This window comes from Ideonella sp., assembly GCF_041918995.1.
Lineage (GTDB): Bacteria > Pseudomonadota > Gammaproteobacteria > Burkholderiales > Burkholderiaceae_C > Ideonella.
This window is the reverse complement of record NZ_JAYRUN010000001.1, coordinates 156,667-181,889: the sequence shown is the minus strand read 5'-3', so window position 1 is coordinate 181,889 and position 25,223 is coordinate 156,667. Positions and strand designations below refer to the sequence as shown.

Sequence of the window (25,223 nt, the reverse complement as noted above, 5' to 3'; positions counted from 1 at the left end):
GTGAACCCGCTGCCCGTGGTGCTGCCCTGGCCGGGCCAGGACCGCCTGGCCGACGCCCTGGCCACGGCCCTGCCGGCGGAACGCGGCGCCGTCACCGTGCGGCGCTTTCCCGACGGCGAATCCTTCGTGCGCGTGGAGCGGCCCGTGGCCGGCCGCCCGGTGGTCATCGCCTGCAGCCTGGACCGCCCGGACGACAAGCTGGTGCCGCTGATGCTGCTGGCCCAGGCGGCGCGCGAGGCGGGCGCCACGCGGGTGCTGCTGGCCGCGCCCTACCTGTGCTACATGCGACAGGACATCGCCTTCCATCCCGGCGAAACCGCCAGCGCCGCCCATGTGGCACGCTGGCTCAGCCAGGCGGTGGACGGCCTGGCCACCGTGGACCCGCACCTGCACCGCATCGCGCGCCTGGAGGACGTGTACACCGTGCCGTGCCGCCATGCGCGCGCGGCGCCGGCGATCGCCGAGTGGATCGCGCGCGAGGTGCCGCGCCCGCTCCTGGTGGGCCCCGACGAGGAGAGCGGCCAGTGGGTGCGCGACGTGGCGGCGCGCGCCGCGGCGCCCGCCATCGTGCTCACCAAGCAGCGGCGCGGCGACCGCGACGTGGAGGTGTCGGTGCCCGAGGTGGCGCGCTGGGCCGGCCACACGCCGGTGCTGGTGGACGACATCATCTCCACCGGCCGCACGCTGGCCGAGACCGTGGCCCACCTGCGCCGCGCCGGCATGGCTGCGCCGGTGTGCGTGGCGGTGCACGCGCTGTTCGCCCCTGGCGCGGCCGAGGCGCTGCGCGAGGCCGGCGCGGCGCGGGTGGTCAGCGGCGACACGGTCGCCCACCCCACCAACGCCATCCCGCTCGCCCCGGCGCTGGCCGAGGGCGTGCGCGAGCTGCTGGGGGCGTGACGCCGGCCTGTGGCCGCGGCGGGGTCAGCGGGTGGCCGGCCCCAGCCCGATGGGGGCGGGTACCAGGTGCGCGATGCGCGTGAACAGCGCGCGGTAGGCCTCGTCCGGCGCATGGCCGGTGAGCGGGTCGCGGTTCTCGCCGAAGGCGGCGTCCAGGGCCGCCCAGTCCTCGGCCGTGAGGGTGCGCTCGGCCAGGGGCAGGATCTCGTGCTCCTCGTGACGCATGTGGGTGAGGTAGGCGTCCACGTAGCGCTCGGCGGCCTGCTCGAAGGCGGCGCGCCGCGGCTCACCCATCATCTCGAAGCCCAGCAGCGCATGCTCCAGCTCGCGCACGGCGCGCTCGCTGTGCTCATGGTCGCGGTCGAGCTTGTCGAGCAGCGCGGCGCCCTCGGCGGTGCGCTGGCGCAGCCGGGGAAACAGCAGCTCGGTCTCCTTGCGGTGGTGGCGCTGCTCGGGGAACTCGTCCAGGTAGAACAGGATGGCGCGCAGCGCCGTGAAGTCGGGCAGCGTGGCCTCGCGGCGGTGCTGCGCCAGCAGCAGCAGCAGCGAGCGCAGCATGGCCGCCAGGGCAGCGTGTTCGTCGTGCAGGATGCGCAGGGTGGCGGGCGTCATGGCGGGGCTTCCTCGTGGCGGCAGGCTGCGCAAGCGTCGCACCCGGCCCGCGTGGGCGTCTTGCCGCAGATCAAGCCCGGCCCGTGGGGCCGGGACGCCTCGGGGATCAGTTGCGCGCGTGCGCCAGGTGGAACTGCGCCACCTCGGGCCGCGCCCGCAGCGCGTCGGCCAGCTGGGGCAGGGTGGCGGCGCGCCGGGTGCTGTAGGCCACCGCGACGAAGCGCCACTCGATGCGACCGGGCTCCTCGGTGATGGTGATGGAGCCCGGGGCCAGCTCGTAGCCGAGCGCGGCGGCCCAGGCCGCCATCTCGTCCTGCCGCGGCGCGTGGCCGGTGGCGAAGCGCAGCTGCACCCCCACCGCATGCCGCGACGGCAGGCGCGCCTCCACCCGGGAGCCCCACATCATGAGCGCGGCCGACAGCAGCGACAGCAGGATGGCGGCGCCGAAGAAGCCCACCCCCACCAGCACGCCGATGGCGCTGGCCGCCCAGATGGACGCCGCGGTGGTCAGGCCGCTGATGCTCAGGCCCTCCTTCATGATGAGGCCGGCGCCGAGGAAGCCCACGCCGGTGACGATGCCCTGCACCACCCGGGTGGGGTCCATCACGCCGTGGATGGCCTGCTGCCCGCCGTACCAGAAGCCCGGGTAGCCGGCGAACACCGTGAGCGCGGCGGAGGCCATGCACACGATGCCGTAGGTGCGCATGCCGGCCGCGCGGCCGTGGTAGGCGCGCTCGTAGCCCACGAGCAGGCCCAGCGCCAGCGCGCCGAGCAGGTTGAGGAACACCGCCAGGTTGGCGGCGATCAGCGGCTGCGACCAGAACCCGGCCAGCCATTCACGGCTCATCAGCTCCATCGTGCGGGCGGTTTGCCTTGTCGGGGAAGGGTGGGCGGCCGCCACAGGCCGGTGACCAGCGACGTGCCGGCGAGGATGACCCCGCATGCGCCCACCATCGTCGCATCGACAGTCTCGCCCAGGAACAGCCCGCCCCACAGCATGGCGAAGGCGGGGATGAGGTAGGTCACGCCCAGGGCATGGGTGGCGCCGAGCGCCGCGATGAGGCGGAAGTACAGGATGTAGGCCACGCCGGTGCACAGCAGGGCCAGCGCCGCCACCGCGGCCCAGGGGCCGGGCCCCGGCAGCTGGGCGGGCCACTGCCACACCATCAGCGGCGCCAGCACCACGGTGGCCGACAGCTGGCTGCCCGTGGCCAGGGCCATGGGCGGCACGCCCGTGAGGTAGCGCTTGGTGAGGCTGGCGGCCAGGCCGTACATGAGCGTGGCCAGCAAGCACGCGCCCACGGCCAGCGCCGTGGTGGTGCCGCCTGCGCCGGCGCGGAAGTCCGCCTTGTCCCCCGCGAGCCACAGCACGCCGGCGAAGCCCACCGCCAGGCCGGCCAGCCGCCAGCCGCCCGGCCGGTCCTTCAGCCAGGCCCAGGCGATGAGCACGCCCCACAGCGGCGTGGTGGCGTTGAAGATGGCCGACAGGCCGCCGGTGATGGCCAGCGCGGCATAGGCGAAGCACAGAAAGGGAATGGCGGAGTTGGCCACCCCCACCACCGCGATGGCGCGCCAGTGCCGCCGCAGGGCCGGCCACTCGCCGCGCTGCAGCAGGATCGGCAGCAGGAACAGCGAGGCGCCCAGCACACGCAGCCCCGCCAGCGCCACCGGGCCGAAATCGGCCGCGCCCAGGCGCAGGAAGAGGAACGAGCCGCCCCAGATGGCCGCCAGCGCCAGCAGCTCGGCTGCGTCGCGCGGCCTCATGCGCACACCGCCTCGCCAGCGGCCGCCTGGGCCGCCAGCGCATGGCCTTCGCGCTGCAGCAGCGCCTGCTTGCGGGCCAGCCCGCCGGCGTAGCCGGTGAGCGCACCGTCCCGTCCCAGCACGCGGTGGCAGGGCACGATGACCGACAGCGGGTTGCGCCCCACGGCAGCGCCGACCGCGCGGGCCGCCTGCGGTGCGCCCAGCGCCGTGGCCAGGCCGCCGTAGGCGCTGGACCGGCCCGGGGCGATGTCGAGCAGGGCCCGCCAGACCGCCTGCTGGAAGGGCGTGCCGGCCGGGTCCAGGGGGACGCGGAAGCGGGCCGTGCGGGCGTCGCGCCAGTAATCGGCCAGCTCCGCCACCGCCTGGGCGATGTGCGGGTGGCGGGCGTCCACCGGCGCGTCGAGCGGACCGGGGTGGTGGCGCTGGTCGCTGAACCAGCAGCCGGCCAGGCCGCGCGCACGGGCGGCCAGCAGCAATGGCCCCAGCGGGCTGGGCACCGTGGCCTGGGCGACGAGAGGGGGAGGGGTCATGGCGGGCCTTTCGGTCAGACGGGCAGCGTGGCGGCGGATTGCCACAGCTGCATGACGGCATAGGAGCGCCAGGGCTGCCAGGCCCGGGCCTGGGCGGCGGCGCTGGCGGCGTCGGGGGCACCGAGCGCCCGGCGCACGCCGACGTCGCTGGCGGGGAAGGCGTCGGGCCAGGCCAGCACGCGCAGCGCCACCAGCTCAGCCGTCCAGTCGCCGATGCCGGGCAGCGTGCGCAGGGTGTCCAGCGTGGCGGCCATGGGCGCGGCCGGCGAGAGCACCAGGCGGCCCTCCACCACGGCGCGGGCCAGGCCCTGCAGGGCAGCGACGCGGGTGCGCACGATGCCCAGCGTGCCGATGGCGTCGGGCGACGCAGCGGCCAGCGCCTGGGGCGTGGGGAACAGGTGGGTGAGGCCGTCGAAGGGGGTGGCCAGCGGCTCGCCGAAGCGCTGCACCAGGCGGCCGGCGAGCGTGCAGGCGGCCGCCACGGTGACCTGCTGGCCGAGCACGATGCGCACCGTCGTCTCGAAGCCGTCCAGGCAGCCCGGCACGCGCAGCCCGATGCGCAGCGCCAGCGGCATGCCCGCCAGCGCCTGTTCGATGGGCGCGGTGTCGGCGTCGAGGTCGAGCAGGTGGCGCAGGCGGTCGATGACCGCGCCCAGCACGGGCGCGAGCGCGGGGCTCACGGTGGCGGCCACCTCGTTCGCGCCGGGACGCCAGCGCAGTGCCAGCCAGCCGGCGTGGTGCTGCCCCTGGGCATCGGCCAGCGCAAGCGTGCGGCGCCACACCGTGCCGTCCCGGTCGGTGCCGACGGCCTCCACACCGGCCAGCGGCCGGGCGGCCAGGAACCCCAGCATGGCCGCGTCGTCGTACGGTGGCCGCCAGGCCAGGCGCACCGTGACCGGCTCGGTGGCATCCACGGCGGCGGCCCCGGCCGGCACGGCGGCGTGGCGGCGCAAGGCGCCGGGCGCCAGCCGGTAGCGCTCGGCGAAGGCCGCGTGAAAGCGCCGCAGGCTGCCGAAGCCGGCCGCCAGCGCCACGCGGGTCACCGGCAGGTCGGTGTCGGTGAGCAGGCGCTTGGCCAGCAGCAGGCGCTGGGTGGCGAGCCAGTCCACCGGGCTCACGCCATGGGCGGCCTGGAACACCCGGCGAAAGTGCCGGTCGGTGACGCCCAGGCGGGCCGCCACCGCGGGCAGCGCGACCGGCTCGCCCTGCGCCACCGCGTGCTCGATCAGCCGGGCCCCGGCGCGGGCCAGGGCGTCGGGCGAGTCGGTGGCGGCCAGCCCGGGCGCGAGCTCGGGGCGGCAGCGCAGGCAGGGCCGGAAGCCGGCGCATTCGGCGGCGGCGGCGTGGGCGAAGAAGCGGCAGTTCTCGCGCCGTGGCAGCCGCACACGGCACACCGGCCGGCAGTACACGCCGGTGGAGGTGACGCCCACGAACAGCCGGCCGTCGAAGCGGGCGTCGTGCGTCTGCAGCACGCGGTAGGCGGCGTCGGGCTGGAGCGGCGGGGCGGGGTGCATGGGGCGCATTCTTGGCGCTGGCCGATGCGCTGACTCGCCGTTTTCGGACCTGTGCCTCGCGCAGCATAGCGGCGCCCCGGTCCGCCCGGGCCGCCGGGGCCTCACATGGCCTTGAACAGGTGCACGTAGGCGCGGCTGACCGGCAGCTCCTGGGCCAGGCCGCGCAGGCGCAGCCACAGGCGGCTGGCCTCGTCGCGCCGGGTACTGTCCAGGAACGCCAGGTTGACGAGCGTGGCGCGGTGCACCTGCCAGAACTGGTCGGGGTCCAGCTGCGCGGCCAGCTCGGTGATGGGCGTGCGGATCAGGTGTTCCCGGCCGCTGGCGGTGTGCACGCAGGTGTACTTGTCGTCGGCCTGGAAGCACACCACCTCGTCCACCCCCACCTGGTGCGTCACCTCGCCGGCGCTGGCGCGGATCCAGCGCAGCCGCGCCGGGGCGGGCTGTGCCGCCGCGGCGGCCGGCAGCAGGCGGCGCAGCGTCTGCGCCAGCCGGGCGTCCGGCTCGTCGGGCGCCGCCTGCACGGCGGCACGCAGGCGCTGGACGCAGCGGCCCAGGCGCTCGGCCGTCACCGGCTTGAGCAGGTAGTCCAGCGCCGCCTGATCGAAGGCCTGCACCGCGAACTCGTCGTAGGCGGTGACGAAGACCACCCGGGTGCGGCCCTCCACACCCTGGGCGACCTCCAGCCCGGTCAGGCCCGGCATGCGGATGTCCAGGAAGGCCAGGTCGGGCGCGTGCGTGGCGATGGCCTGCGCCGCCTCCAGGCCGTTGCGGGCGGTGGCCACGATGTGCAGCTCCGGCCACAGCTGGGCCAGCTGCTGCTGCAGGTGGCGCACCAGGTGCGGCTCGTCGTCGGCGATCAGGGCGGTGGGTGTCGTCATGGGGCAGGGCAAGGGATCGGCACAGGGAGGGTCAGGCCAGGGTCGGCGGCACGGGCCAGGGCAGGGTGAGGCGGGCGCACACGCCGCCGCCCGGGCGTTCGGTCAGGGCCAGGCCGGCGGCCGCGCCGTCGCGGGCCGCCCGGCGCTCGCGGTTGTGGCCCCGCGCGGCACCGGCCCCGCGGGGGCGGCGCGCCGCCGCCCCGGCGGGGTGCAGGCCCAGGCCGTCGTCCCGCACCTCGATCTGCAGGCGCTGGCCGTCCACCTCGGCATGCACCACGATCTCGCCGCCTTCGACCTTGGGCTCCAGCCCGTGGTGGATGGCGTTCTCCACCAGGGGCTGCACCAGCAGGGCCGGCAGCGGGGTGGCGCGCAGCACGTCGGGCACCTCGATGCGCACCCGCAGGCGATCGTCCATGCGCAGGGCCAGCACGCCGAGGTAGGCTTCCACCAGGGCCATCTCCTGGCCCAGCGTGTGCTGCCCGTTGCGCAGGCCGCCGAGCGAGCCGCGCAGGTAGTCGATGAAGCTCTCCAGCATGCGCCGCGCCCGCTCCGGCTCGTGGTCGATCAGGCCCACCACGTTGGCCAGCGTGTTGAACAGGAAGTGCGGCTCGATCTGGCCCTGCAGCAGCCTGAGCTGGGCCTCGGCGGCGCGGCGGTTGGCCATCTCCAGCCGGGCCTTGCCGCCGAAGTACAGGAACATCACGAGGCTGAACATCAACGCGAAGGCGACGAAGCCCATGTTCACGCGCGGGCTGCCCGTGCCGAAGCCGTGGCCCATCAGCCACACCGCGGTGGGCCACAGGAGGGCCACGCCGCCCAGCGGCACGGCGACGAAGAACAGCGCCCGCCGGCCCTCCGGCCAGCTGCGGATGCGGGCCGGGCCGATCCAGCGGGTCAGCAGCTCGAACAGGCCGTGGATGCCGTAGCCGATGACGGCGCTGATGAACAGGTTGGCCTGGAACCAGCGCCACCAGGCGGCGCCATCGCCCATCTGGCTGCGGCCCATCATCACCATGCCGAAGGCGGTGAACAGCAGCGCGCAGGCCACCGAGAACAGCCCGGTCCACACCAGCTGCAGCCAGCCCGGGCCCTCCACCTCGAGGTCGATGGAGGTCCAGCTGCGCCAGGAGCGGCGCAGGGTGTCGAGCCAGAGGGTGCTGTCCATGGCGGCGCAGTGTAGGCAGCCGCCCGGGCGGGGCGTCCTGGGGTGGCGACGGATCGACAGCGCAGGCGACGGATGGCGAGACGCAGCGGCGCGCGGCGGCCGGCACGGGCCCTGCTTGCCCCCCACGCCGGACGTCACAGTGCCTGAGCGTCCCCTGCCTACAATCGCGCCCGCCACTAGGAGAGAACACCCCCATGAAGGTTGCAGCATCCGCATTCAAGGCCTACGACATCCGAGGCATCGTCGGCCAGGCCCTCGACGAGCAGTTCGCCGAGCACCTCGGCCGCGCCTTCGGCACCGAGGCGCTCAAGGCCGGCGAGAAGGCCGTGGCCGTGGGCCGCGACGGCCGCGTGTCCGGCCCGGGCCTGGCACAGGCGCTGATGCGCGGCCTGGCCTCCACCGGCCTGGACGTGGTGGACCTGGGCGCCGTCACCACGCCCATCGTCTACTACGTGGCCGCCACGCGCGCGCGCCATGGCTGCTCCAGCGGCATCCAGGTGACGGGCAGCCACAACCCGAAGAACTACAACGGCTTCAAGATGGTGCTAGCCGGCCGCGCCATCTACGGCGACGAGATCCAGGGCCTGCGCCAGCGCATGGAGGCCGAGGACTACGCCACCGGCCAGGGCCGCATCGCGGCGATGGACGTGATCCCCGAGTACGCGCACCGCATCACCAGCGACTGCCAGCTCTCGCGGCCGATGAAGATCGTGGTGGATTCGGGCAACGGCATCCCCGGCGCCACGGCACCCGCCATCCTGCGCGCGCTGGGCTGCGAGGTGATCGACCTGTACTCCAAGGTCGATGGCGACTTCCCCAACCACCACCCCGATCCGTCCAAGCCCGAGAACCTGGCCGACCTGATCAAGGTGGTGCACGCCACCGACGCCGAGCTCGGCCTGGCGTTCGACGGCGATGGCGACCGCCTCGGCGTGGTCACCAGGGACGGGCAGATCATCTACCCCGACCGCCAGCTCATGCTGTTCGCGCGCGACATCCTCACGCGCGTCAAGGGCGGCACCATCATCTACGACGTGAAGTGCAGCCAGCGCCTGGCGCCCGACGTGCGCAAGGCCGGCGGCGTGCCGATGATGTGGAAGACCGGCCATTCGCTGGTGAAGGCCAAGCTCAAGGAGACCGGCGCACCCATCGCTGGCGAGATGAGCGGGCACATCTTCTTCGCCGAGCGCTGGTACGGCTTCGACGACGCCATGTACACGGCGGCGCGCCTGCTGGAGATCCTGTCGCGCTCGGACGACCCCAGCGCGGTGCTCAACGGCCTGCCCACCAGCCACAGCACGCCGGAGCTGAACGTGCCCTGCGAGGAGGGTGAGCCGCATGCCGTGATCGAGAAGCTGCGCGAGACGGCGAAGTTCCCCGGCGCCGAGATCGGCACCATCGACGGCCTGCGTGCCGACTATCCCGATGGCTTCGGCCTGGTGCGCGCGTCCAACACCACGCCGGTGCTGGTGATGCGCTTCGAGGGCCACACCGCCGAGGCGCTGCACCGCATCGAGCGCGACTTCATGGCCGCGCTGCGCGAGGTGAAGCCCGACGCGCAGTTCGCGGCGGCCGCCCACTGACTGCACGGAGCCCGACCGCGGCCGCGGTGGCGCTGAGCGGCTCGACCGGCCGCAGCCGGCCGCCCGGCTCGGCGGCCGGCTCGGGATGCCCATGAAGGCGCTGTTCGCCCGCCTCGTGTACGTGGCGCTGCTGCGGCTGGCGACACCGCTGCTGCTCGCGCGGCTGTGGTGGCGCGGTCGGCAGGAGCCGGGGTACCGGCTGGCGATCGGCGAGCGGCTGGGCTTCGGCGCCCGCAGCGAGCCGGGCGCCGTGTGGGTGCACGCCGTGTCCCTGGGCGAGACGCGCGCCGCGGCCGCCCTGGTGGCCGCCTTGCGCGAACACCGGCCCGGCCTGCGCCTGCTGCTCACCCACGGCACGGCCACCGGCCGCACGGCCGGCGCGGCGCTGCTGCGCCCGGGCGACCGCCAGGCCTGGCTGCCCTTCGACACGCCGGGAGCGGTGCGCCGCTTCCTGCGGCGCCATCGCCCGGCGGTGGGTGTGCTGATGGAGACCGAGGTCTGGCCCACGCTGCTGGCCGAGGCCCGGCGCGTGGGCGTGCCGATGGTGCTGGCCAACGCGCGGCTGTCCGAGCGCAGCGCCGCCAAGGGCCGACGCCTTGCTGCCCTGCTGCGGCCCGCGGCCGACACGCTGGCGCTCGCGCTCGCGCAGACGGCCGCGGACGCCGAGCGCCTGCAGGCGGCCGGCGTGCGCCACGTGCAAGTGGCGGGCAACCTCAAGTACGACCTGCGCCCCGACCCGGCGCAGCTGGCGGCGGGCCTGCGCTGGAAGGCCCGCATCGCCCGCCCCCTGGTAGTGGCCGCCAGCACGCGGGAGGGCGAGGAGGCCCAGCTGCTGGCGCACTGGGCGGCGTGGCCGGCGCCCCGGCCGCTGCTGCTGCTGGTGCCGCGCCACCCGCAGCGGTTCGACGAGGTGGCGGCGGCCGTCGGCCAGCAGGGCTTCAGCCTGCGCCGCCGCAGCGGCTGGCCCGACGCCGGGCCGCCGGCCGCGGACACGCAGGCCGACGTCTGGCTGGGTGATTCGCTGGGCGAGATGCCGCTGTACTTCGCGCTGGCCGATGCGGGCCTGCAGGGCGGCAGCTTCGGCCCCTTCGGCTCCCACAACTTCATCGAGGCGGCCGCCTGCGGCTGCCCGATGGTGCTGGGCCCGTCGGTGTTCAACTTCTCCGAGGCCGCCCGCGAGGCCACCCTGGCCGGGGCGGCATGGCAGGTGGACGACATGGCGCAGGCACTCGCGCAGGTGCGCCGCCTCGTGGACGATGCGCCCGCCCGCCGGCAGGCGCAGGCCGCGGCCGAGGCCCTGGCCTCGGCGCACCGCGGCGCCTCGGCGCGCATGGCCCGTCAGATTCTCGGGCTTGTGTAAAGCTGCAGCGCGGGAAGCCGGGTTCGACTAGTATTCGGCTGGCTGATATGCACAAGAGCATCTGCTGATTGGTTTTTCTTCCCGCTGCGGCGTTCTGCCGGCGGTTGTGTCGAATCCCCCTTTGAAGATTTTCTTGGCGTCTCTTCGCCTGGGCGCGCTGTTGCGCCCATCGCAAACTTGAAAAGGAATTCGATATGACGACCGAAACCGGTACCGTGAAGTGGTTCAACGAAGGCAAGGGCTTTGGCTTCATCGCCCCCGATGGCGGTGGCAAGGACCTGTTCGCCCACTTCAAGGAAATCCAGGGCAGCGGCTTCAAGACGCTGACCGAGAACCAGCGTGTGCAGTTCGAGGTGACCCAGGGCCAGAAGGGCCCGCAGGCGGCCAACATCCGCTCGCTGGACTAAAGACCGCACGGTCCAGGCGCTGTCCGGTTCGCCGGCGCGCGCCTGACCTGGCGATGCAAGCGCGGCCTGGCCGCGCTTTTCTTTTTCCGAAGGCCCACGCGTGAAGAACCTCCAGGAAGTCACCGAACGCGTCTGCGAGCTGAAGGGAAGCCTGATCGCGCTGGACGCGCTGCTGCCCGCGCTGATCGACAGCCTGGCCCCGCGGGTGCGTGCCGGCGTGCTGGCCGAGTTCGAGGCCCGCGCCGAGGTGGCGCGCACCATGCTGCTGCACGCGGATGTCTCGGACCTGGTGCTCGCGTCCTTCGAGCGCGACGTGGCGCGCAACCGCGCCTTGCTGGCGCCGGGTGCCGGCGCCGCCGGCTAGTTCTTCCGGGCGTAGATCCCCCAGGCCGCCACGAACACGCTGGCCACCAGCGGTCCCACCACGAAGCCGTTCAGGCCGATCAGGGCGATGCCGCCCACGGTGGTGACCAGCACCAGCCAGTCGGGCAGCCGGGTGTCGCGGCCCACCAGGATGGGGCGCAGCAGGTTGTCCACCATGCTGATCACGCCCACGCCGATCACCGTGAGCGCCACGCCGCGCCAGATGTCGCCCGTGGCGAGCAGGTACAGGGCGATGGGGCCCCAGACCAGCGCCGAGCCCACGGCCGGCAGCAGCGAGAACAGCGCGATGAGAGCGCCTGCCAGCAGGGCGCCCGGCACGCCGAGCACGGCCAGCACCACGCCGCCGATGCCGCCCTGGAGCACGGCCACGACGAGGTTGCCCTTGACCGTGGCGCGCAGCACGGTGGTGATGCGCTCGCGCAGGGCCCGCTTGTGGTGCTCGCCCAGGGGCAGGGCGGCCCACACCTGGGCCGACAGCGCGTCGCCGTCGCGCAGCATGAAGAAGCCGGTGTAGAGCGCCACGAACAGCTGCACCACGAACGCCACGGTGACCTGTCCCATGTCCAGCACATGGCCGGCCAGGAACTGGGCGACCCGGCCCGCGCTCTGCTCGATGCGCTGGCGCAGGGCGTCCACGTTGCTGATGCCGGCCTGGCCCAGCAGGTCGCTCACCGGGCCCGGCAGGGCGTTGAACACGCCCTGCAGCATGCCGGGCAGGTCGATCGCACCCGTCTGCACCGCCTGGGCGAAGCGCGCGCCCTCGCGCGCCAGCGCAGCGGACAGGCCCAGCAGCGGCAGCACCACCACCAGGATCACCACCAGCAGCGTGATGGCGGCGGCCCAGCCAGGGCGCTGCAGCCGCCGCACGAGGCGCCGCTGCAGCGGGCGGAACACCAGCGCCAGGATCACCGCCCACAGCACCGCGCCGTAGAAGGGCAGCAGCACGGCCAGCATGGCGAGGGTGGCGGCCACCACCAGCGTGCGCAGCGCCAGGTCGGGGCGGTGCGCGTCGGGCGGCGCAGGGGGCAGGGGGGGAGGCGGGCTCATCGAGCCGGCCCCCGGGCAGGCGCCGTGCCTGCCCCGGCCCGGCCCGTCTCGGCTCGGCTCGGTTTACCGGCCGCCGTGGCCGGCGCCGGGCCCGGTCACTTCCGCCCGCGCAGCTTTGCCAGCTCGGCCTGCGTCTCGTTCCACAGGTCCATGCCCACGTTGGCCGCGATGCTGGCGTTCACCCGCGTGAGCTTGTCGCGCATGCGCGCGGCCTCGGCCGGGCTCAGTTCGTTCACCTGCATGCCCTTGGCCTTCAGCTCGGCCAGCGCGCGGCCGGCTTCCTCGCGCGTGTCCTTGCGCTCGAAGTCGCGGCTGGCCACCGCGGCGTCCTTCAGGATCTTCTGCTCGGCCGTCGAGAGCGTGTCCCACCACTTCTTGCTCACCAGCACGATCCACGGGCTGTAGACGTGGTTGGTCACGCTGAGGTACTTCTGCACCTCGTAGAACTTGCTCGACAGGATGGTGTTGTACGGGTTCTCCTGGCCGTCCACCGTCTTCGTCTCGAGGGCGCTGAACAGCTCCGAGAAGGGCAGCGGCACGGCGTTGGCGCCCAGGCTGCGGAAGCTGTCGAGGAACACGTTGTTCTGCATCACGCGCAGCTTGATGCCGTCCAGGTCCTCGGCCTTGGTGACCGGGCGCTTGCTGTTGGTGAGGTTGCGAAAGCCGTTCTCCCAGTACACCAGGCCCACCAGGCCCTTCTCCGGCAGCCTGGCCATCACCTTCTGGCCCACCGGGCCGTCCAGCAGCGCATCGGCCTCGCGCACGTTGTTGATCAGGAAGGGCGTGTCCCACAGCGCCATTTCCTTGGTGATGCCCACGAGGGTGGCGGTGGAGCCCACCATCATCTCCTGGGCGCCGCCCACCAGGGCCTGCTGCATCTGGGTGTCGGGGCCCAGCGCCGCGGCGCCGATGGCCCGCACGCGCATCTTGCCGCCGGAGGCCTTCTCCACCGCCTCGGCGAACACCTTCACCGCGCGGCCCTGGTTGCTCTGCTCGTTCAGGCCGTAGCCGAAGCGGATCAGGCGCGGCTTGATGTCCTGGGCCAGGCCGGCCAGCGGGGCGGCCAGCAGGGCGGTGGCGGCGGCGGCGACGAGGTGGCGACGGATGCGGTGCATGGAAATGTCTCCTTGTGGGTGGGATGGGTCAGCGCATCCAGGCGACCGGTGCGGTGACGAGCGACGGGAACGCGATGAACAGCGCCAGGATGGCCAGGTAGGTGAGCAGGAAGGGGTTCACGCCCCGGATCACCTGGTGCAGCGGCAGCCGGCCCACGCCGGCCACCACGTTGAGCACGGTGCCCACGGGCGGGGTGATCAGGCCGATGGCGCCGTTGAGCACGAACATCAGGCCGAAGTACACCGGGTCGATGCCGGCCTTCACGGCGATGGGCAGCATCACCGGGGCGAAGATGAGGATGGTGGGCGTGAGGTCGAGCGCGGTGCCCACGATCACCAGCACCACCATCATCACCAGCATCAGCAGGCGCGGGCTGTCGATGAGTGGGCCCAGCCAGCCGCCGAGCGTGCCGGGCAGGTCGGCCAGCGTGATCATGTAGCTCGCCACCTGGGCGCCGGCGCACAGGAACATCACGATGGCGGTGGTGCGGGCGGCACGCACCAGCACGCCGTGGATGTCGCCCAGCCGCATTTCGCGGTGCACGACGAGCGCCACGAACAGCGCGTAGAAGGCCGCCACCACCGCGGCCTCGGTGGGGGTGAACACGCCGCTCTTCATGCCGCCGATGATGATGACCGGCATCAGCAGTGCCCAGAAGGCCTTGCCCGTGGCGCCCAGGCGCTCGCGCAGGGGCAGCGGCTGGCCTTCGGGCAGCTCGATGCGCCGCAGCACCCACTTCCAGGCCAGGATGAGCCCCGCACCCATGCACAGGCCGGGCACGATGCCCGACAGGAACAGCGCCGAGATGGAGGTGTTGGTCGTCACGCCGTAGATCACGAACGGCATGGACGGCGGGATGATGGGCGCGATGATGCCGCCCGAGGCCAGCAGCCCGGCGGAGGTGGGCAGGGGGTAGCCCTGCTGGCGCATCATGGGCAGCAGGATGGTGGCCAGCGCGGCCGTGTCGGCCAGCGCCGAGCCGCTCATGCTGGCCATGAGCACCGCGGCGCCGATGGCCACGTAGCCCAGGCCGCCGCGGATGTGGCCCACCCAGGCCTGGGCCATGGTGATGATGCGCCGGCTGATGCCGCCGGCGTTCATCAGCTCGCCGGCCAGCACGAAGAAGGGCACGGCCAGCAGCGGGAAGCTGTCGATGCCGGCCACCAGGTTCTGTGCCAGCAGCTGGGTGTCCCAGAAGTCCAGCACCCAGGCCATGCCGGCGCCGGTGAGCACCAGGGCGAACGCCATGTTCATGCCGATGCCCATGAGCACCAGCATGCCGAGCGAGAAGACCACGAAGGCAGCGGCTTCGGCGCTCATTCCGTCTCCATGCCGTGGCCGAGCGGCAGCGGCCGGCGTTGCACGATCTCCCACAGCACCATCACGCCGATGGCGGTGGTGCACAGCAGGGCGGGCAGGGGCAGCAGGGCGGCGGGGTAGCCCAGCACCACCGAGTGGCTGTCCCAGCCCACGGCCACCTGCTGCCAGGCGCCGCGGCCCACCAGCACGCAGGCCAGCAGCACCAGCAGCCGGATCACCAGCGTGGCCGCGGCCATCGTGCGCGGCCGGCGGCGCAGACGCGCCACGAGGCTGGTGAAGGCCATGTGCTCGCCGGCCGGGTAGGCGGCCGTGGCGCCGATGAACACCATCCACACGAACAGCAGGCGCGAGAGCTCCTCGCTCGCGGCCACGCCGCTGCCGAAGCCGTAGCGCAGCACCACGTTGACGAACACCGCCAGGGCCATCACGCCCAGGCACAGCGCCATGGCGGCCTCGGCGATGCGGCGCGCCAGCGGCGCCTGGGCGTCGGGGGAAGCGGTCATGCGGTCTCCTCGCGGGTCAACCAGGCCACCACCTGCCGGGTGAGCTGCGCGCGCTCGGCGGTGGCGTCCAGGCGCAGCACGCCGGCCTCGCCGTCGGGCCGCTGCAGGGTGGCGAACTGGCTGTCCACCAGCTGGGGGGTGAAGAAGTGGCTGCCGGCGCGCGCCTGCACGCGCCGACGCGCCTCGTCGGGCGTGATGTCGAGGAAGGCAAAGCGCAGGCCGGGCGAGGCCGCGCGCAGGCGGTCGCGGTAGGCGCGCTTGAGCGCGGAGCAGCTCAGCACAGCCGGCAGCGGGGGCTGGCCCAGCTGCGCGGCCAGCGTGTCCAGCCAGCCGGCGCGGTCGGCATCGGTCAGGGGCGTGCCTTCGCGCATCTTGGCCAGGTTGTCCGGGCCATGGTGGGCATCGCCCTCGATGAAGCGCCAACCGAGCGCGTCGGTCACCGCCTGCGCCAGGCTGGTCTTGCCGCAGCCGGACACGCCCATGACGACGAGCGAGGCGCGGGGGAAGGGAGCGGGCATGGCCAACACGGGGAAACGATCAAGCGGTGCGCCGTTTGGACAGCGCTATCCAACAGGGTGGAAAAGACGGCGGCCGCCTGGGGGACACGGGCCCCGCCGCAGGAACCTGCCGCTTGGGGTGTGCACCAGCTTGGCGAATGCCGCCGGACAGCGCTATCCTAGCCATCCACACCCCTCGGTTCATCCGTGTAAACCCTGACATGACCGCACCGCCGCGCCGTCCCCGTTCCACCGGCCGCGTCACGCTCGACGACGTGGCGCGGGCCGCCGATGTGAGCCCGATCACCGTGTCGCGCGCCCTGCGCGGCGAGCGCGCGGTGGACCCGGCGCTGGTGGCGCGTGTGCGCGAGGCGGCCGACCGGCTGGGCTACGCGCCGGACCCGGCGGCGCGCGCGCTGGCCTCGCGCCGCAGCACGCACGTGGCGGTGCTCATTCCCATGCTGTCCAACGCCCTGTTCGTGGACCTGCTGGAGGCGGTGCAGGCCACGCTGCGCCCGGCGGGCTACCAGACGCTCATCGGCGTGACGCACTACGACGACGTGGAAGAGGCGCAGCTGCTGCGCGAGCAGCTGCTGCACCGGCCGGCGGGCCTGCTGGTCACCGGGCTGGAGCGGCCCGAGCCCACGCGCCGGCTCATCGCCCAGGCGGGCGTGCCGGTGGTGCACCTGATGGAGCTGGCCGAGCCCGGCGCCGGCCTGCACTGCGTGGGGCTGTCGCAGCAGGCGGCCGGCGAGGCGATGACGCGCCACCTGCTGGAGCGGGGCCACCGGCGCATCGCCTTCGCCGCGGCCCAGCTGGACACGCGCACGCGCCAGCGCCTGGCCGGCTGGCGCCAGGCGATGCAGCAGGCCGGCCTGCACGACCCGGTGCTGGAGTGGCTGAACCCGGCGCCCTCGTCGCTGGCGCTGGGCGGCGTGATGTTCGAGCAGATCATCGGCCAGCGGCCGCCCGTCGATGCGATCTTCTTCTGCAACGACGACCTGGCGCAGGGCGCGCTGCTGGCCGCCTTGCGCCGCGGCGTGCGCGTGCCGCAGGACATCGCCGTGGCGGGGTTCAACGACCTGACCGGCAGCGACCAGATGGTGCCGCCGCTGACCACCGTGCGCACGCCGCGCGCCGAGGTGGGTGCCCAGGCCGCGGCCATGCTGCTGGCCCTGATGCGCGGCGAGCCGGTGGCGCGGCCCAGCGTGGACCTGGGCTACGAGCTGGTGGTGCGGGGCAGCAGCTGAGGTGTGAAAGGGGCGGCGTGGCCGCTACCCGCGCTGGAACACCTGCGCGGCGATCGCCGCATGCACGGCGTTCTGCCCGGCCATCGGTGCGGTGCTCTGCGTCAGGTAGGCGGCCACCACGATGGGGCGGCCGGTCGATGTCCAGAACACGCCCACGTCGTTGGCGCTGCCCTGGTCGTTGGTGCCGGTCTTGTCGGCCAGCTGCCAGCCGGCGGGCAGCCCCTTGCGCAGGCGGATGCCGCTGGTCACGGTGGCCAGGCCCCACGCCTTCAGCTGCTGGCGGGCGGCCGGTGACAGGCCGTCGCCCAGCAGCAGCCGCTGCATCAGGGCCGCCATGGCGTCCGGGGTGGTGGTGTCGCGCTCGTCACCGGGGCGTGCCTCGTTGAGCGCCGGCTCATCGCGGTCCAGGCGGGTCCATGCATCCCCCTGGGCGCGCACGAAGCGCGTGAAAGCCGACGGGCCGCCCAGGGCGCGCAGCAGCACGTTGGCCGCGGTGTTGTCGCTGTGGGCGACGGTGGCCGCGCACAGGTCGCCCACCCGCATGCCGCGCCCGGCATGCCGCTCGGTGAACGGCGAGTGCGCGACGAGCTCGTCGCGGCCATAGCGCAGCACCTGGTCCAGCGAGGCCGCACCGGCGTCCACGCGGGCCAGCATGGCGGCCGCCAGCGGCCACTTGAAGGTGCTGCACATCGGGAAGCGCTCGCCGCCGCGCCAGGCGACGCGCTGCTGCCGTGCAGGATCGATCAGCGTCACGCCCAGGCGGCCGCCGGCCTGCGCCTCCAGCGCCTGCCAGCGGCGCACCATCGCGTCGTCGTCGTGCGGGGCGGCGGCGTCCGCCGCGCGGGCGAGCCCGCTCGCCGCGAGCGTGATCAGCGCGGCGAAGGATCGTCTGTCCATGTCGTCTCTCCGTGTCGTTCGTGGATGGGGGCGGACGATAGACAGCGGCGCGATCCCGCACAAACGACGATTCGCAGGGGCAGCCCATAGGAAATCCAGGGCAGCGCGGCGACAGAATCCCCGCCATGCACCTTCCCCTGAACGCGCTGCGCGCCTTCGAGGCCTCGGCCCGCCACCTGAGCTTCACGCGGGCCGCCAACGAGCTCAGCGTCAGCCAGGCGGCGGTGAGCCAGCAGGTGAGGAACCTGGAGGAGCGCCTGGGGGTGGCGCTGTTCCGCCGCCTGCCACGCGGCCTGGCGCTCACCGACGAGGGCCTGGCCCTGCTGCCCACGGTGGCCGATGCCTTCGAGCGGCTGGGCCGCGGGCTGGAGCGCTTCCGCCACGCGCCGGAGGCGGACGTGCTCACCGTGGGCTGCGTGTCCAGCCTGCTGGTGCGCTGGCTGATGCCGCGCCTGCCCGCCTTCCAGCGGGAGCACCCGTGGATCGACCTGCGCCTGTTCGGCAACAACAACCGGGTCGACTTGGCGGGCGAAGGGCTGGACGTCGCCGTGCGCTTCGGCCAGGGCGCGTGGCATGGCGTCCACGCGGTGCCCTTGTTCGAGGCGCCGCTGAGCCCGCTGTGCAGCCCGGCGCTGGCCGCGCGCCTGCTGGCGCCGCCGCAGCTCGCGCGCGAGACCCTCCTGCGCTCCTACCGCAGCGACGAGTGGCCGGCCTGGTTCGAGCGCTGCGGCCTGACCGCACCGCTGCTGCGCGGCCCGGTGCTGGACAGCTCGCTGGCCCTGGCCGACGCGGCGCTGCAGGGCGCCGGCGTGGCGTTGCTGCCGGCGGCGCTGTTCGCACACGAGCTGCAGCAGGGCACGCTGGTGCGGCCCTTCGACACCCAGATCCTCACCGGCCGCTACTGGCTCACGCGGCTGCAGTCGCGCCGCGACAGCCCCGCCATGCAGGCCTTCGCCGGCTGGCTGCAGCGGCAGTGCACCGGCTGACCGCCCGCACCGCACCCCCTCCGGCCGGGTGCCGGCACGCCCGCGCAGGCGCCCGTGCCGGGCGCCGTTGCATCCTTGATCCGGTCGCTTGGCAGCCGGCCGGTGTGGCCCTAGGCTTGCAGGTCCCCCCACTTCCGGAACGCCCGCCGTGACCACCCGCCCGCACCGCTTCGAAACACTGTCCGTCCACGCCGGCTATTCGCCGGACCCCACCACCAAGGCGGTGGCCGTGCCCCTGTACCAGACGGTGGCCTATGCCTTCGACAGCGCACAGCACGGCGCGGACCTGTTCGACCTGAAGGTGCCGGGCAACATCTACACGCGCATCATGAACCCCACCCAGGATGTGCTGGAGCAACGCATCGCGGCGCTGGAGGGCGGCATCGCGGCGCTGGCGCTGGCCTCGGGCCAGATGGCGGTGACCTACGCGATCATGACCATCACCGAGGCGGGTGACAACATCGTCGCCTCCAGCGCGCTGTACGGCGGCACCTACAACCTGCTGGCGCACACGCTGCCGCAGTACGGGATCACCACGCGCTTCGCCGACTACCGCCGCCCCGAGAGCTTCGAGCCGCTGATCGATGCGCGCACCAAGGCCGTCTACGTGGAGTCGCTCGGCAACCCCCAGGGCAACGTGACGGACATCGCCCGCATCGCCGAGATCGCCCACCGCCACGGGGTGCCGCTGATCGTGGACAACACGGTCGCCACGCCCTACCTGCTGCGGCCCATCGAGCATGGCGCCGACATCGTGGTGCACTCGCTCACCAAGTACCTGGGCGGCCATGGCACCTCGCTCGGCGGGGCCATCGTCGATTCCGGCCGCTTTCCGTGGGCGCAGCACGCCCAGCGCTTCACCCGCCTGAGCCAGCCCGACCCCAGCTACCACGGCGTGGTCTACACCGAGGCGCTGGGCCCGGCGGCCTACATCGGCCGGGCCCGCGTGGTGCCGCTGCGCAACACGGGTGGCGCCATCTCGCCCTTCAACGCCTGGCAGATCCTGCAGGGCATCGAGACGCTGGCGCTGCGCATGGACCGCATCTGCGCCAACACGCAAGCCATCGCCCGGCACCTGCAGGCGCACGGCAAGGTGGCGTGGGTGAACTACGCCGGGCTGGAGGGCCACCCGGACCACGCGCTGGCGCAGCGTTACCTCGGCGGCCGCGCCTCGGGCCTGCTCACCTTCGGGGTGAAGTCAGCGCCCGGCACGGGCCGCGAGGCCGGCGCGCGTTTCCTGGACGGGTTGCAGCTGTTCACCCGGCTGGTGAACATCGGCGACGCGAAGTCGCTGGCCACGCACCCGGCCTCCACCACGCACCGCCAGCTGTCGCCGGCCGAGCTGGAGAAGGCGGGCGTGGGTGAGGACGCCGTGCGGCTGTCGGTGGGCATCGAGCACATCGACGACCTGCTGGCCGACCTGGACCAGGCGCTGGCGGCGGTCTGATCGCCCGCCCTGCGCGGGGCGTCGCTCAGGCCCGCACCAGCTCGGGCAGCTTGAGCGACGCGGTGCCCGGGAACACGTCCTTGTCGAGCGCCGCGCGCGCGATGTGCATGTGGTCGGCCAGCACCGCCTTGGCCACGGCGCGCAGGTCGGTGGTGATGCGCAGGTCGCGGCCCTCGTAGCGGTCCTTCGGGGCCAGGCCCGGCCAGTCGGCCAGCACCTGGCCGCCGCGCACCGCGCCGCCCAGCACGAAGGCGGCGCCGCCGGTGCCGTGGTCGGTGCCGCGGGTGCCGTTGATGGCCACCTCGCGGCCGAACTCGGTGACCACCAGCACGACCGTGCGGCCCCACAGGCCGTTGGCCGCGGGGGCGGAGAGCTGCTCACGCAGCAGGCCCAGGCTGGTGTCCAGCTGCGCCAGGTTGTTGAGGAAGGCGCTCTTCTCGTTGGCCAGGTTGGCGTGGCTGTCCCAGCCGCCCTGCTCGAGCATGACGAACTGCGGGCCGCGCGGCTGGCGCAGGAATTCCACCGCCTTGAGGGTGAGCCCGGGCAGCGAGCCGCTGGCCATCTTGCCGCCGCTGGCCGGCGGCATCATCGGGTTGCCGGCGCCGGCCGGCATGTCGGCCCGCAGGCCCTGGGCGCGCGTGAGCGCCGTGGCCAGCGCCGGGTCGTTGGCGTAGAGGCGGCCCAGCCGGGCCACCAGGTCGGCGTTCGGCTCCGGCAGGCTGGACGGCGCCCAGGTGTCCACCGGCTTCGGCCCGCGCATGAGCAGCGGCACGGCGGTGGACAGGGCGAGGCCCGGCTGGCCGCCGGCGGCCAGCGCGCGGCCCACCCAGCCCGTGGGCAGCTGGTAGGGGCGCTCGCCGCCGCCTTCCAGCACGTTCTGGGCGTCGAAGTGCGAGCGGTCGCGGTAGGGCAGGCCGGCGGCGTGCACGACGACCAGCTCCTTGTCCTTCCACGCGGCGTGCAGGCGCTCGAAGCCGGGGTGCAGGGCGAACGGGCCGGCCAGCGGCAGCGGCGCGGCCGGGTACTCGGCCAGCTGGCCGCGCGCGGGGGCGAAGTCCGGGTCGCCAATGGCCGGCACGGTCCACAGGCCGTCCATGCCGCCGCGCAGCACGACGACGACCAGGCGCGGGTCGGTGGGCCGGGCGGTGCCGCCCAGGGCGAGCGTGGCCCAGGGGCCGGCGGCGGCCGCGGCGCCGGCGGCCAGGGCGCCGCGCAGCAGGCGGCGGCGGGAAAGGGCGTGTGCGTCCATGAAGGTGTCCTCGTGCGGCGGGGGGCGTCAGCGCCGCTGGAATTCGGGCGACATGAGCAGCAGCACCAGCGCCTGCGGGCCATCGGCCGCGCGCTCGATCTGCTGCCAGGTGGTGTCGGTCAGCCGGGGGCCCAGGCTGGCGCGCGCCAGCGCCCGTGCGTCCACGCGGTCGCCCAGGCGGGTGGCCAGGCGCAGCGCCCACTCCACGCGCTTCCACACCGCGTCCGGACCCAGCCACTCGTCGGCGTCGTCGGGCCAGCCGGCGGGGGAGGGGGCGGTGTGCGGGCGCTGTCCCAGCGCGCCGAGCACGGAATCCTTGCCCCGGGCGAGGTGGCGCTCGCGGCTGTCGAGCAGGCGCATCGACGAGATGGCGAACTCCTCCGGCGTCTTGAGCTTCTGCGGCGCGGGCTGCCAGGCCTCGGGCGATTCGATGAGCGTGCGGTACACGGCGGCCAGCTCGCCGCCGGAACGCTGGTAGCTGTCGGCCAGTCGCTGCACCAGCGGCTGCGAGGGCTCGTCGGCCACGAAGTGGCGTGCCAGCTTGTAGGCCAGGTGGCGGGCCGTGCTGGGGTGGCGGGCCAGGTCGGCCAGCACCATGTCGAGCGCCTGCGGGCCCTCCGGGTAGGTCCTGCCCATCACGGTCTTCGGCCCGGGCTCGTGCACGTCGGGCAGGAAGGCCGTGGCCTGGCCCTGGTGGGGCGGGTCGTAGGCGCGCCAGCCGGTGAGCAGCGCGGCGAAGGCCGTCACGTCGGCCTGCGTGTAGCCGCCCCAGGGGCCGTAGGCGCCGCCGCCGCCGGCCACGCCCAGCGTGTGCAGCTCCAGGATCTCACGCGCCAGGTTCTCGTTCAGGCCGCTGGAGCGCTTGCGCCGCATCTCCGCGTTGCCCTTGCGTGCCAGGCGCTCGGCCGCCCGCGAGCGCGGGCCAGTCGACACGTTGTTGTCCAGGTAGCGCAGCATGGCCGCGTGCAGGCTGGCCTGGCGCAACAACGTCTCGAAGCGCCCCGCGATGTGCGGGCGGATGGCCTCGCGCTCCATTGCGCCGGCCAGGCCGCGCACGGGGCCCTTGGTGATCGACACCGAGAAGTGGTTGGCCCAGAACAGCACCAGCCGCTCGGCAAAAGGGCGCCGCGTGTCGACCGCGGTGGCCAGGCGCGACTCCCCGTCCAGGTTCATGATGTCGCGCAGCGTGAAGGCCGGCTCGGCAGGCGCGGCGCCCGGGCGGCTGGCAGCGCCCGGCACCTCCAGCAGCTTGGACACCGGGACCTTCTGCTCCGCATAGGCCTCTAGGGCCTGCGCGGTGGTGGGGAACGGGCCGCCCTGCGGCGGGTCGGCCGGGCCGATCTGGCGCCGCAGCCAGTCGGCCGGCTCGGCGCCGACCGTGGCGAGGTCGGGCTCGCCGAGTCCGAAGCGGTGGGCGGCGATGGCCGCGTGGAGGGTGGCAGGGCGCATGGCGGCGTGGCGTGAAAGGGCACACGGACGGCCCGCCGTGCGGCGGACCGGAGTGAACCCTTATAACGCCGCCGGGTGGCAGCCGTGCACGGCCCCTCGGGGCCGTGCGGGTAAAGAAGCGTGTCAGCGCGCCAGCAGGGCGTCGGCGGCGTTCAGGTCCTCGGGCTGCAACTGGCCGGCCACCTGGCGCAGCTTGAGGTCGCCCACGATCACGTCGTAGCGGGCCTTGGCCAGGTCACGCTGGGTGGTGAACAGCTGGGTCTGCGCATTCAGCACGTCCAGGTTCACGCGCACGCCCACCTTGTAGCCGAGCTGGGTGGCTTCCAGCGCCAGCTTGCTGGACGACTCCGCGGCCTCCAGGGCCTTGACCTGCGCCCGGCCGGTCTGCACGCCCAGGTAGGCCTGCCGCGTGAGCTGGGTGACACCGCGACGGGATGCGTCCAGGTCGTTGCGTGCCTTCTCTTCCAGCGACAGCGTTTCCTTCACGCGGTTCTGCACCGAGAAGCCGGCGAACAGCGGCACGTTCACCGTCAGCGCCAGTGCCGCATTGCGGCCCTCGCCGTTGCGTGACGTGCTCACGAGGGTGTCGGTGCCGCGCAGGCGCGTCTCCGTGCTGCCGTTCGGCCAGGTCTGGCCGTAGCTGGCGCCGAGCGTCACGGTGGGCAGGTGGCCGGCGCGCGCCTTGTCGGTCTCCAGCCGGGCCACTTCCAGTGCCAGCTGCGCGGCCTGGATGGAGGGGCTGCGCGCTTCGGCGCCGCTGACCCAATCGTCCACGTTGGCGGGCGCCACGGGGGGCAGGGCGACCGGCAGCGCCAGCGGCCGCGGCTCGACCGCGGGCCTGCCCACCAGCTGCTCCAGCGCGAGGCGCTTGACGCGCAGGTCGTTCTCGGCGGCCAGCTCCTGCGCCAGCGACAGGTCGTAGCGGGCCTGCGCCTCGCGGGTGTCGGTGATGGTGGCGGTGCCCACCTCGAAGTTGCGCTTGGCCGAGGCGAGCTGCTCGGAGATCGCCTTCTTGCTGGCCTGCACGGTGGACAGCGTGTCGCTGGCGGCCAGCACATCGAAGTAGGCCTGCGCCACACGCACGATCAGCTCCTGCTCCACCGCCCGCCACTGCGCCTGGGCGATGGCCAGCGAGCGCTCGGCCTGTTCGATGGTGGCGCTGTTGGCGCGGTTGAACAGCGTCTGCTGGGCATTCAGCACCACCTGGTTGGTGGTGGTGTCGACCTCGGTCGTGACGGCCGTGCCGCTGTTCTCGCTGTCCTGCTCGGCGCGCACGAGCGTGGAGCTGGCCTGCAACCCCACGCTGGGCAGGCGCAGTGCCCTGGCCTGCGCCGTGCGGTACTCGGCCGATTCGGCCTGGGCGCGCGCGGCCAGGTAGCTGGCGTCGTAGGCGCGCGCGAGCTCGTACATCTCCTTGAGCGATTCGGCGCGGGCGCCCGCGGCGGCGAAGCCCAGGGCCAGTGCCAGGGCCAGGGGCGTGAGCCCGGCGGCGCGGGTCAGGGCAGGGCGGCGCGTCAGCGTCATGGTCGGTCCTCTCTCGTGTCGTTGGCGTGGTATGCGTTGGCGGCGACGTTGTACGCGAGCAGGGGGCCGTGGCGCAGCCGGAATGCGACGACTTGCGCCCAGCGAACCCCGTGTGGTCGGAATCGGGCGACGGGCTGCGCGGCCATGCGGGCTCAGAAATGGAAGCGCGTCGGCTCCGCGAAGCCGTCCAGGCGGTCGGCCAGCGTGTCGAACAGGGCCACCTTGGTGAAGGCGCCGTCGCCCTGGCGGGTGTAGAGCACCGCCTGCATGATGGGCTCGCTGCCCTCGATGGTGACCAGGCGGCCGCCCGGCTTGAGCTGGGCGAGCACCGCCTCCGGCACCTGGGCCACGGAGCCCGACAGCACGATCGCGTCGAAGGCGGCGGGGCCGCCCACGGCCTGGCGCCCGTCGGCCTCGCGCACCTGCACGTTGGCCAGGCCGGCGCGGCGCAGGTTGTCCGTGGCCAGGCGCACGAGCGCCGGGCGGTTGTCGATGGTCAGCACCTCGCGGGCGCGGTGGGCCAGCAGCGCCGCCATGAAGCCGGAGCCGGCGCCCACCTCGAGCACGGACTCGTGGCGCTGCACCTTCAGCTCCTGCAGCAGACGCGCCTCGAGCTTGGGCGCGAGCATGTGCTGGCCCTCGGGCAGCGGCACCTCGGTGTCCACGAACGCGAGCGCGCGGTAGGCGGCGGGCACGAAGTCCTCGCGCTTGACGGCCGCGAGCAGTTCGAGCACGGCCGGATCCAGCACCTCCCAGGGCCGGATCTGCTGTTCGATCATGTTGAAGCGGGCTTGTTCGATGTTCATGGCGGCCTCGGACGACTCGGGTTGCGGCAGACGAAAGA

25 protein-coding genes are annotated in these 25,223 nt (G+C 73.7%); 8 read left to right on the top strand and 17 right to left on the bottom strand.

Features of this window, described 5'->3' with window-relative positions:
* Window positions 1-897, top strand: a complete 897-nt coding sequence (locus ACE3UN_RS00880; RefSeq protein ID WP_374673011.1) for a ribose-phosphate pyrophosphokinase — start codon at window positions 1-3, stop codon at window positions 895-897.
* A 24-nt stretch (window positions 898-921) separates the two neighbouring features.
* On the opposite strand, the gene ACE3UN_RS00875 is transcribed toward ACE3UN_RS00880, so the two are convergent.
* The 7 genes from ACE3UN_RS00875 to ACE3UN_RS00845 form a co-directional block, all read right to left on the bottom strand.
* Complete coding sequence (locus ACE3UN_RS00875) at window positions 922-1,509, bottom strand: hemerythrin domain-containing protein (protein ID WP_374673010.1); 588 nt, start codon at window positions 1,507-1,509, stop codon at window positions 922-924.
* 106 nt (window positions 1,510-1,615) lie between these two features.
* On the bottom strand, window positions 1,616-2,356 hold the full coding sequence (locus ACE3UN_RS00870; RefSeq protein WP_374673009.1) for an MgtC/SapB family protein: 741 nt from the start codon (window positions 2,354-2,356) through the stop codon (window positions 1,616-1,618).
* Window positions 2,356-3,273, bottom strand: a complete 918-nt coding sequence (locus tag ACE3UN_RS00865) for a DMT family transporter (RefSeq protein ID WP_374673008.1) — start codon at window positions 3,271-3,273, stop codon at window positions 2,356-2,358. Before ACE3UN_RS00865 ends, ACE3UN_RS00870 begins: the two co-directional genes overlap by 1 nt.
* Complete coding sequence (locus tag ACE3UN_RS00860; protein ID WP_374673007.1) at window positions 3,270-3,803, bottom strand: methylated-DNA--[protein]-cysteine S-methyltransferase; 534 nt, start codon at window positions 3,801-3,803, stop codon at window positions 3,270-3,272. The genes ACE3UN_RS00865 and ACE3UN_RS00860 overlap by 4 nt, the downstream gene beginning before the upstream one ends.
* Before the next feature lie 14 nt (window positions 3,804-3,817).
* Complete coding sequence (locus tag ACE3UN_RS00855) at window positions 3,818-5,317, bottom strand: Ada metal-binding domain-containing protein (protein ID WP_374673006.1); 1,500 nt, start codon at window positions 5,315-5,317, stop codon at window positions 3,818-3,820.
* A 101-nt stretch (window positions 5,318-5,418) separates the two neighbouring features.
* Window positions 5,419-6,195 (bottom strand): LytR/AlgR family response regulator transcription factor, encoded by a 777-nt coding sequence (locus ACE3UN_RS00850; protein ID WP_374673005.1) that lies wholly within the window; start codon window positions 6,193-6,195, stop codon window positions 5,419-5,421.
* 31 nt (window positions 6,196-6,226) lie between these two features.
* Window positions 6,227-7,360, bottom strand: a complete 1,134-nt coding sequence (locus ACE3UN_RS00845; RefSeq protein ID WP_374673004.1) for a histidine kinase — start codon at window positions 7,358-7,360, stop codon at window positions 6,227-6,229.
* A 194-nt stretch (window positions 7,361-7,554) separates the two neighbouring features.
* On the opposite strand from ACE3UN_RS00845, the gene ACE3UN_RS00840 reads away from it, so the two are divergent.
* The 4 genes from ACE3UN_RS00840 (at window position 7,555) to ACE3UN_RS00825 (ending at window position 11,074) form a co-directional block, all read left to right on the top strand.
* Complete coding sequence (locus tag ACE3UN_RS00840; protein ID WP_374673003.1) at window positions 7,555-8,943, top strand: phosphomannomutase/phosphoglucomutase; 1,389 nt, start codon at window positions 7,555-7,557, stop codon at window positions 8,941-8,943.
* Window positions 8,944-9,028: 85 nt separating this feature from the next.
* The gene (locus ACE3UN_RS00835) at window positions 9,029-10,303 is read left to right on the top strand and encodes a 3-deoxy-D-manno-octulosonic acid transferase (protein WP_374673002.1); all 1,275 of its coding nucleotides are present in this window, start codon (window positions 9,029-9,031) and stop codon (window positions 10,301-10,303) included.
* Between the two features lie 194 nt (window positions 10,304-10,497).
* Window positions 10,498-10,710: a cold-shock protein gene (locus tag ACE3UN_RS00830; protein WP_374673001.1), complete on the top strand. Its 213-nt coding sequence runs from the start codon at window positions 10,498-10,500 to the stop codon at window positions 10,708-10,710.
* A gap of 100 nt (window positions 10,711-10,810) precedes the next feature.
* The gene (locus ACE3UN_RS00825; RefSeq protein WP_374673000.1) at window positions 10,811-11,074 is read left to right on the top strand and encodes a hypothetical protein; all 264 of its coding nucleotides are present in this window, start codon (window positions 10,811-10,813) and stop codon (window positions 11,072-11,074) included.
* Here the strand turns inward: ACE3UN_RS00825 and ACE3UN_RS00820 are convergent.
* From ACE3UN_RS00820 to ACE3UN_RS00800, 5 genes are all read right to left on the bottom strand, one after another.
* On the bottom strand, window positions 11,071-12,141 hold the full coding sequence (locus tag ACE3UN_RS00820) for an AI-2E family transporter (protein ID WP_374672999.1): 1,071 nt from the start codon (window positions 12,139-12,141) through the stop codon (window positions 11,071-11,073). The genes ACE3UN_RS00825 and ACE3UN_RS00820 overlap by 4 nt on opposite strands.
* A 95-nt stretch (window positions 12,142-12,236) precedes the next feature.
* Window positions 12,237-13,256, bottom strand: coding sequence for a TRAP transporter substrate-binding protein (locus ACE3UN_RS00815; RefSeq protein ID WP_374672998.1), 1,020 nt, complete (start codon window positions 13,254-13,256; stop codon window positions 12,237-12,239).
* 28 nt (window positions 13,257-13,284) lie between these two features.
* A complete protein-coding gene (locus tag ACE3UN_RS00810; RefSeq protein WP_374672997.1) occupies window positions 13,285-14,577 on the bottom strand; it encodes a TRAP transporter large permease in 1,293 nt (430 codons plus the stop codon).
* On the bottom strand, window positions 14,574-15,080 hold the full coding sequence (locus ACE3UN_RS00805; protein WP_374672996.1) for a TRAP transporter small permease subunit: 507 nt from the start codon (window positions 15,078-15,080) through the stop codon (window positions 14,574-14,576). Before ACE3UN_RS00805 ends, ACE3UN_RS00810 begins: the two co-directional genes overlap by 4 nt.
* Complete coding sequence (locus ACE3UN_RS00800; protein WP_374672995.1) at window positions 15,077-15,598, bottom strand: gluconokinase; 522 nt, start codon at window positions 15,596-15,598, stop codon at window positions 15,077-15,079. The genes ACE3UN_RS00805 and ACE3UN_RS00800 overlap by 4 nt, the downstream gene beginning before the upstream one ends.
* 200 nt (window positions 15,599-15,798) lie before the next feature.
* Here ACE3UN_RS00800 and ACE3UN_RS00795 point away from each other — a divergent pair, with 200 nt between their 5' ends.
* A complete protein-coding gene (locus tag ACE3UN_RS00795) occupies window positions 15,799-16,827 on the top strand; it encodes a LacI family DNA-binding transcriptional regulator (protein WP_374672994.1) in 1,029 nt (342 codons plus the stop codon).
* Between the two features lie 24 nt (window positions 16,828-16,851).
* Here ACE3UN_RS00795 and bla read toward each other — a convergent pair whose 3' ends face one another.
* Window positions 16,852-17,724, bottom strand: a complete 873-nt coding sequence (gene bla, locus ACE3UN_RS00790; protein WP_374672993.1) for a class A beta-lactamase — start codon at window positions 17,722-17,724, stop codon at window positions 16,852-16,854.
* A gap of 125 nt (window positions 17,725-17,849) precedes the next feature.
* On the opposite strand from bla, the gene ACE3UN_RS00785 reads away from it, so the two are divergent.
* Together ACE3UN_RS00785 and ACE3UN_RS00780 are read left to right on the top strand one after the other, a co-directional pair.
* Window positions 17,850-18,710: a LysR family transcriptional regulator gene (locus ACE3UN_RS00785; protein WP_374672992.1), complete on the top strand. Its 861-nt coding sequence runs from the start codon at window positions 17,850-17,852 to the stop codon at window positions 18,708-18,710.
* 148 nt (window positions 18,711-18,858) lie between these two features.
* Window positions 18,859-20,157, top strand: coding sequence for an O-acetylhomoserine aminocarboxypropyltransferase/cysteine synthase family protein (locus ACE3UN_RS00780; RefSeq protein ID WP_374672991.1), 1,299 nt, complete (start codon window positions 18,859-18,861; stop codon window positions 20,155-20,157).
* A gap of 25 nt (window positions 20,158-20,182) precedes the next feature.
* Here the strand turns inward: ACE3UN_RS00780 and ACE3UN_RS00775 are convergent, their stop codons facing one another.
* The 4 genes from ACE3UN_RS00775 to ACE3UN_RS00760 all read right to left on the bottom strand — a co-directional run bounded on the left by ACE3UN_RS00775 (window position 20,183) and on the right by ACE3UN_RS00760 (window position 25,185).
* On the bottom strand, window positions 20,183-21,406 hold the full coding sequence (locus ACE3UN_RS00775; RefSeq protein WP_374672990.1) for a DUF1501 domain-containing protein: 1,224 nt from the start codon (window positions 21,404-21,406) through the stop codon (window positions 20,183-20,185).
* Window positions 21,407-21,433: 27 nt separating this feature from the next.
* The gene (locus tag ACE3UN_RS00770; RefSeq protein ID WP_374672989.1) at window positions 21,434-22,855 is read right to left on the bottom strand and encodes a DUF1800 family protein; all 1,422 of its coding nucleotides are present in this window, start codon (window positions 22,853-22,855) and stop codon (window positions 21,434-21,436) included.
* Window positions 22,856-22,978: 123 nt separating this feature from the next.
* Window positions 22,979-24,379 carry a TolC family outer membrane protein gene (locus tag ACE3UN_RS00765; RefSeq protein WP_374672988.1) on the bottom strand — a complete coding sequence of 467 codons (1,401 nt, stop codon included), beginning with the start codon at window positions 24,377-24,379 and terminating at the stop codon, window positions 22,979-22,981.
* Window positions 24,380-24,531: 152 nt separating this feature from the next.
* On the bottom strand, window positions 24,532-25,185 hold the full coding sequence (locus tag ACE3UN_RS00760) for a protein-L-isoaspartate O-methyltransferase (RefSeq protein ID WP_374672987.1): 654 nt from the start codon (window positions 25,183-25,185) through the stop codon (window positions 24,532-24,534).
* Window positions 25,186-25,223: the final 38 nt, after the last annotated feature.

Coding starts and splice junctions, on each gene's coding strand:
- ACE3UN_RS00875 (WP_374673010.1), bottom strand. CDS start 1,509: ATGACGCCCGCCACCCTGCGCATCCTGCACGACGAACACGCTGCCCTG.
- ACE3UN_RS00870 (WP_374673009.1), bottom strand. CDS start 2,356: ATGAGCCGTGAATGGCTGGCCGGGTTCTGGTCGCAGCCGCTGATCGCC.
- ACE3UN_RS00865 (WP_374673008.1), bottom strand. CDS start 3,273: ATGAGGCCGCGCGACGCAGCCGAGCTGCTGGCGCTGGCGGCCATCTGG.
- ACE3UN_RS00860 (WP_374673007.1), bottom strand. CDS start 3,803: ATGACCCCTCCCCCTCTCGTCGCCCAGGCCACGGTGCCCAGCCCGCTG.
- ACE3UN_RS00855 (WP_374673006.1), bottom strand. CDS start 5,317: ATGCACCCCGCCCCGCCGCTCCAGCCCGACGCCGCCTACCGCGTGCTG.
- ACE3UN_RS00850 (WP_374673005.1), bottom strand. CDS start 6,195: ATGACGACACCCACCGCCCTGATCGCCGACGACGAGCCGCACCTGGTG.
- ACE3UN_RS00845 (WP_374673004.1), bottom strand. CDS start 7,360: ATGGACAGCACCCTCTGGCTCGACACCCTGCGCCGCTCCTGGCGCAGC.
- ACE3UN_RS00840 (WP_374673003.1), top strand. CDS start 7,555: ATGAAGGTTGCAGCATCCGCATTCAAGGCCTACGACATCCGAGGCATC.
- ACE3UN_RS00835 (WP_374673002.1), top strand. CDS start 9,029: ATGCCCATGAAGGCGCTGTTCGCCCGCCTCGTGTACGTGGCGCTGCTG.
- ACE3UN_RS00830 (WP_374673001.1), top strand. CDS start 10,498: ATGACGACCGAAACCGGTACCGTGAAGTGGTTCAACGAAGGCAAGGGC.
- ACE3UN_RS00820 (WP_374672999.1), bottom strand. CDS start 12,141: ATGAGCCCGCCTCCCCCCCTGCCCCCTGCGCCGCCCGACGCGCACCGC.
- ACE3UN_RS00815 (WP_374672998.1), bottom strand. CDS start 13,256: ATGCACCGCATCCGTCGCCACCTCGTCGCCGCCGCCGCCACCGCCCTG.
- ACE3UN_RS00810 (WP_374672997.1), bottom strand. CDS start 14,577: ATGAGCGCCGAAGCCGCTGCCTTCGTGGTCTTCTCGCTCGGCATGCTG.
- ACE3UN_RS00805 (WP_374672996.1), bottom strand. CDS start 15,080: ATGACCGCTTCCCCCGACGCCCAGGCGCCGCTGGCGCGCCGCATCGCC.
- ACE3UN_RS00800 (WP_374672995.1), bottom strand. CDS start 15,598: ATGCCCGCTCCCTTCCCCCGCGCCTCGCTCGTCGTCATGGGCGTGTCC.
- ACE3UN_RS00795 (WP_374672994.1), top strand. CDS start 15,799: ATGACCGCACCGCCGCGCCGTCCCCGTTCCACCGGCCGCGTCACGCTC.
- bla (WP_374672993.1), bottom strand. CDS start 17,724: ATGGACAGACGATCCTTCGCCGCGCTGATCACGCTCGCGGCGAGCGGG.
- ACE3UN_RS00785 (WP_374672992.1), top strand. CDS start 17,850: ATGCACCTTCCCCTGAACGCGCTGCGCGCCTTCGAGGCCTCGGCCCGC.
- ACE3UN_RS00775 (WP_374672990.1), bottom strand. CDS start 21,406: ATGGACGCACACGCCCTTTCCCGCCGCCGCCTGCTGCGCGGCGCCCTG.
- ACE3UN_RS00770 (WP_374672989.1), bottom strand. CDS start 22,855: ATGCGCCCTGCCACCCTCCACGCGGCCATCGCCGCCCACCGCTTCGGA.
- ACE3UN_RS00765 (WP_374672988.1), bottom strand. CDS start 24,379: ATGACGCTGACGCGCCGCCCTGCCCTGACCCGCGCCGCCGGGCTCACG.
- ACE3UN_RS00760 (WP_374672987.1), bottom strand. CDS start 25,185: ATGAACATCGAACAAGCCCGCTTCAACATGATCGAACAGCAGATCCGG.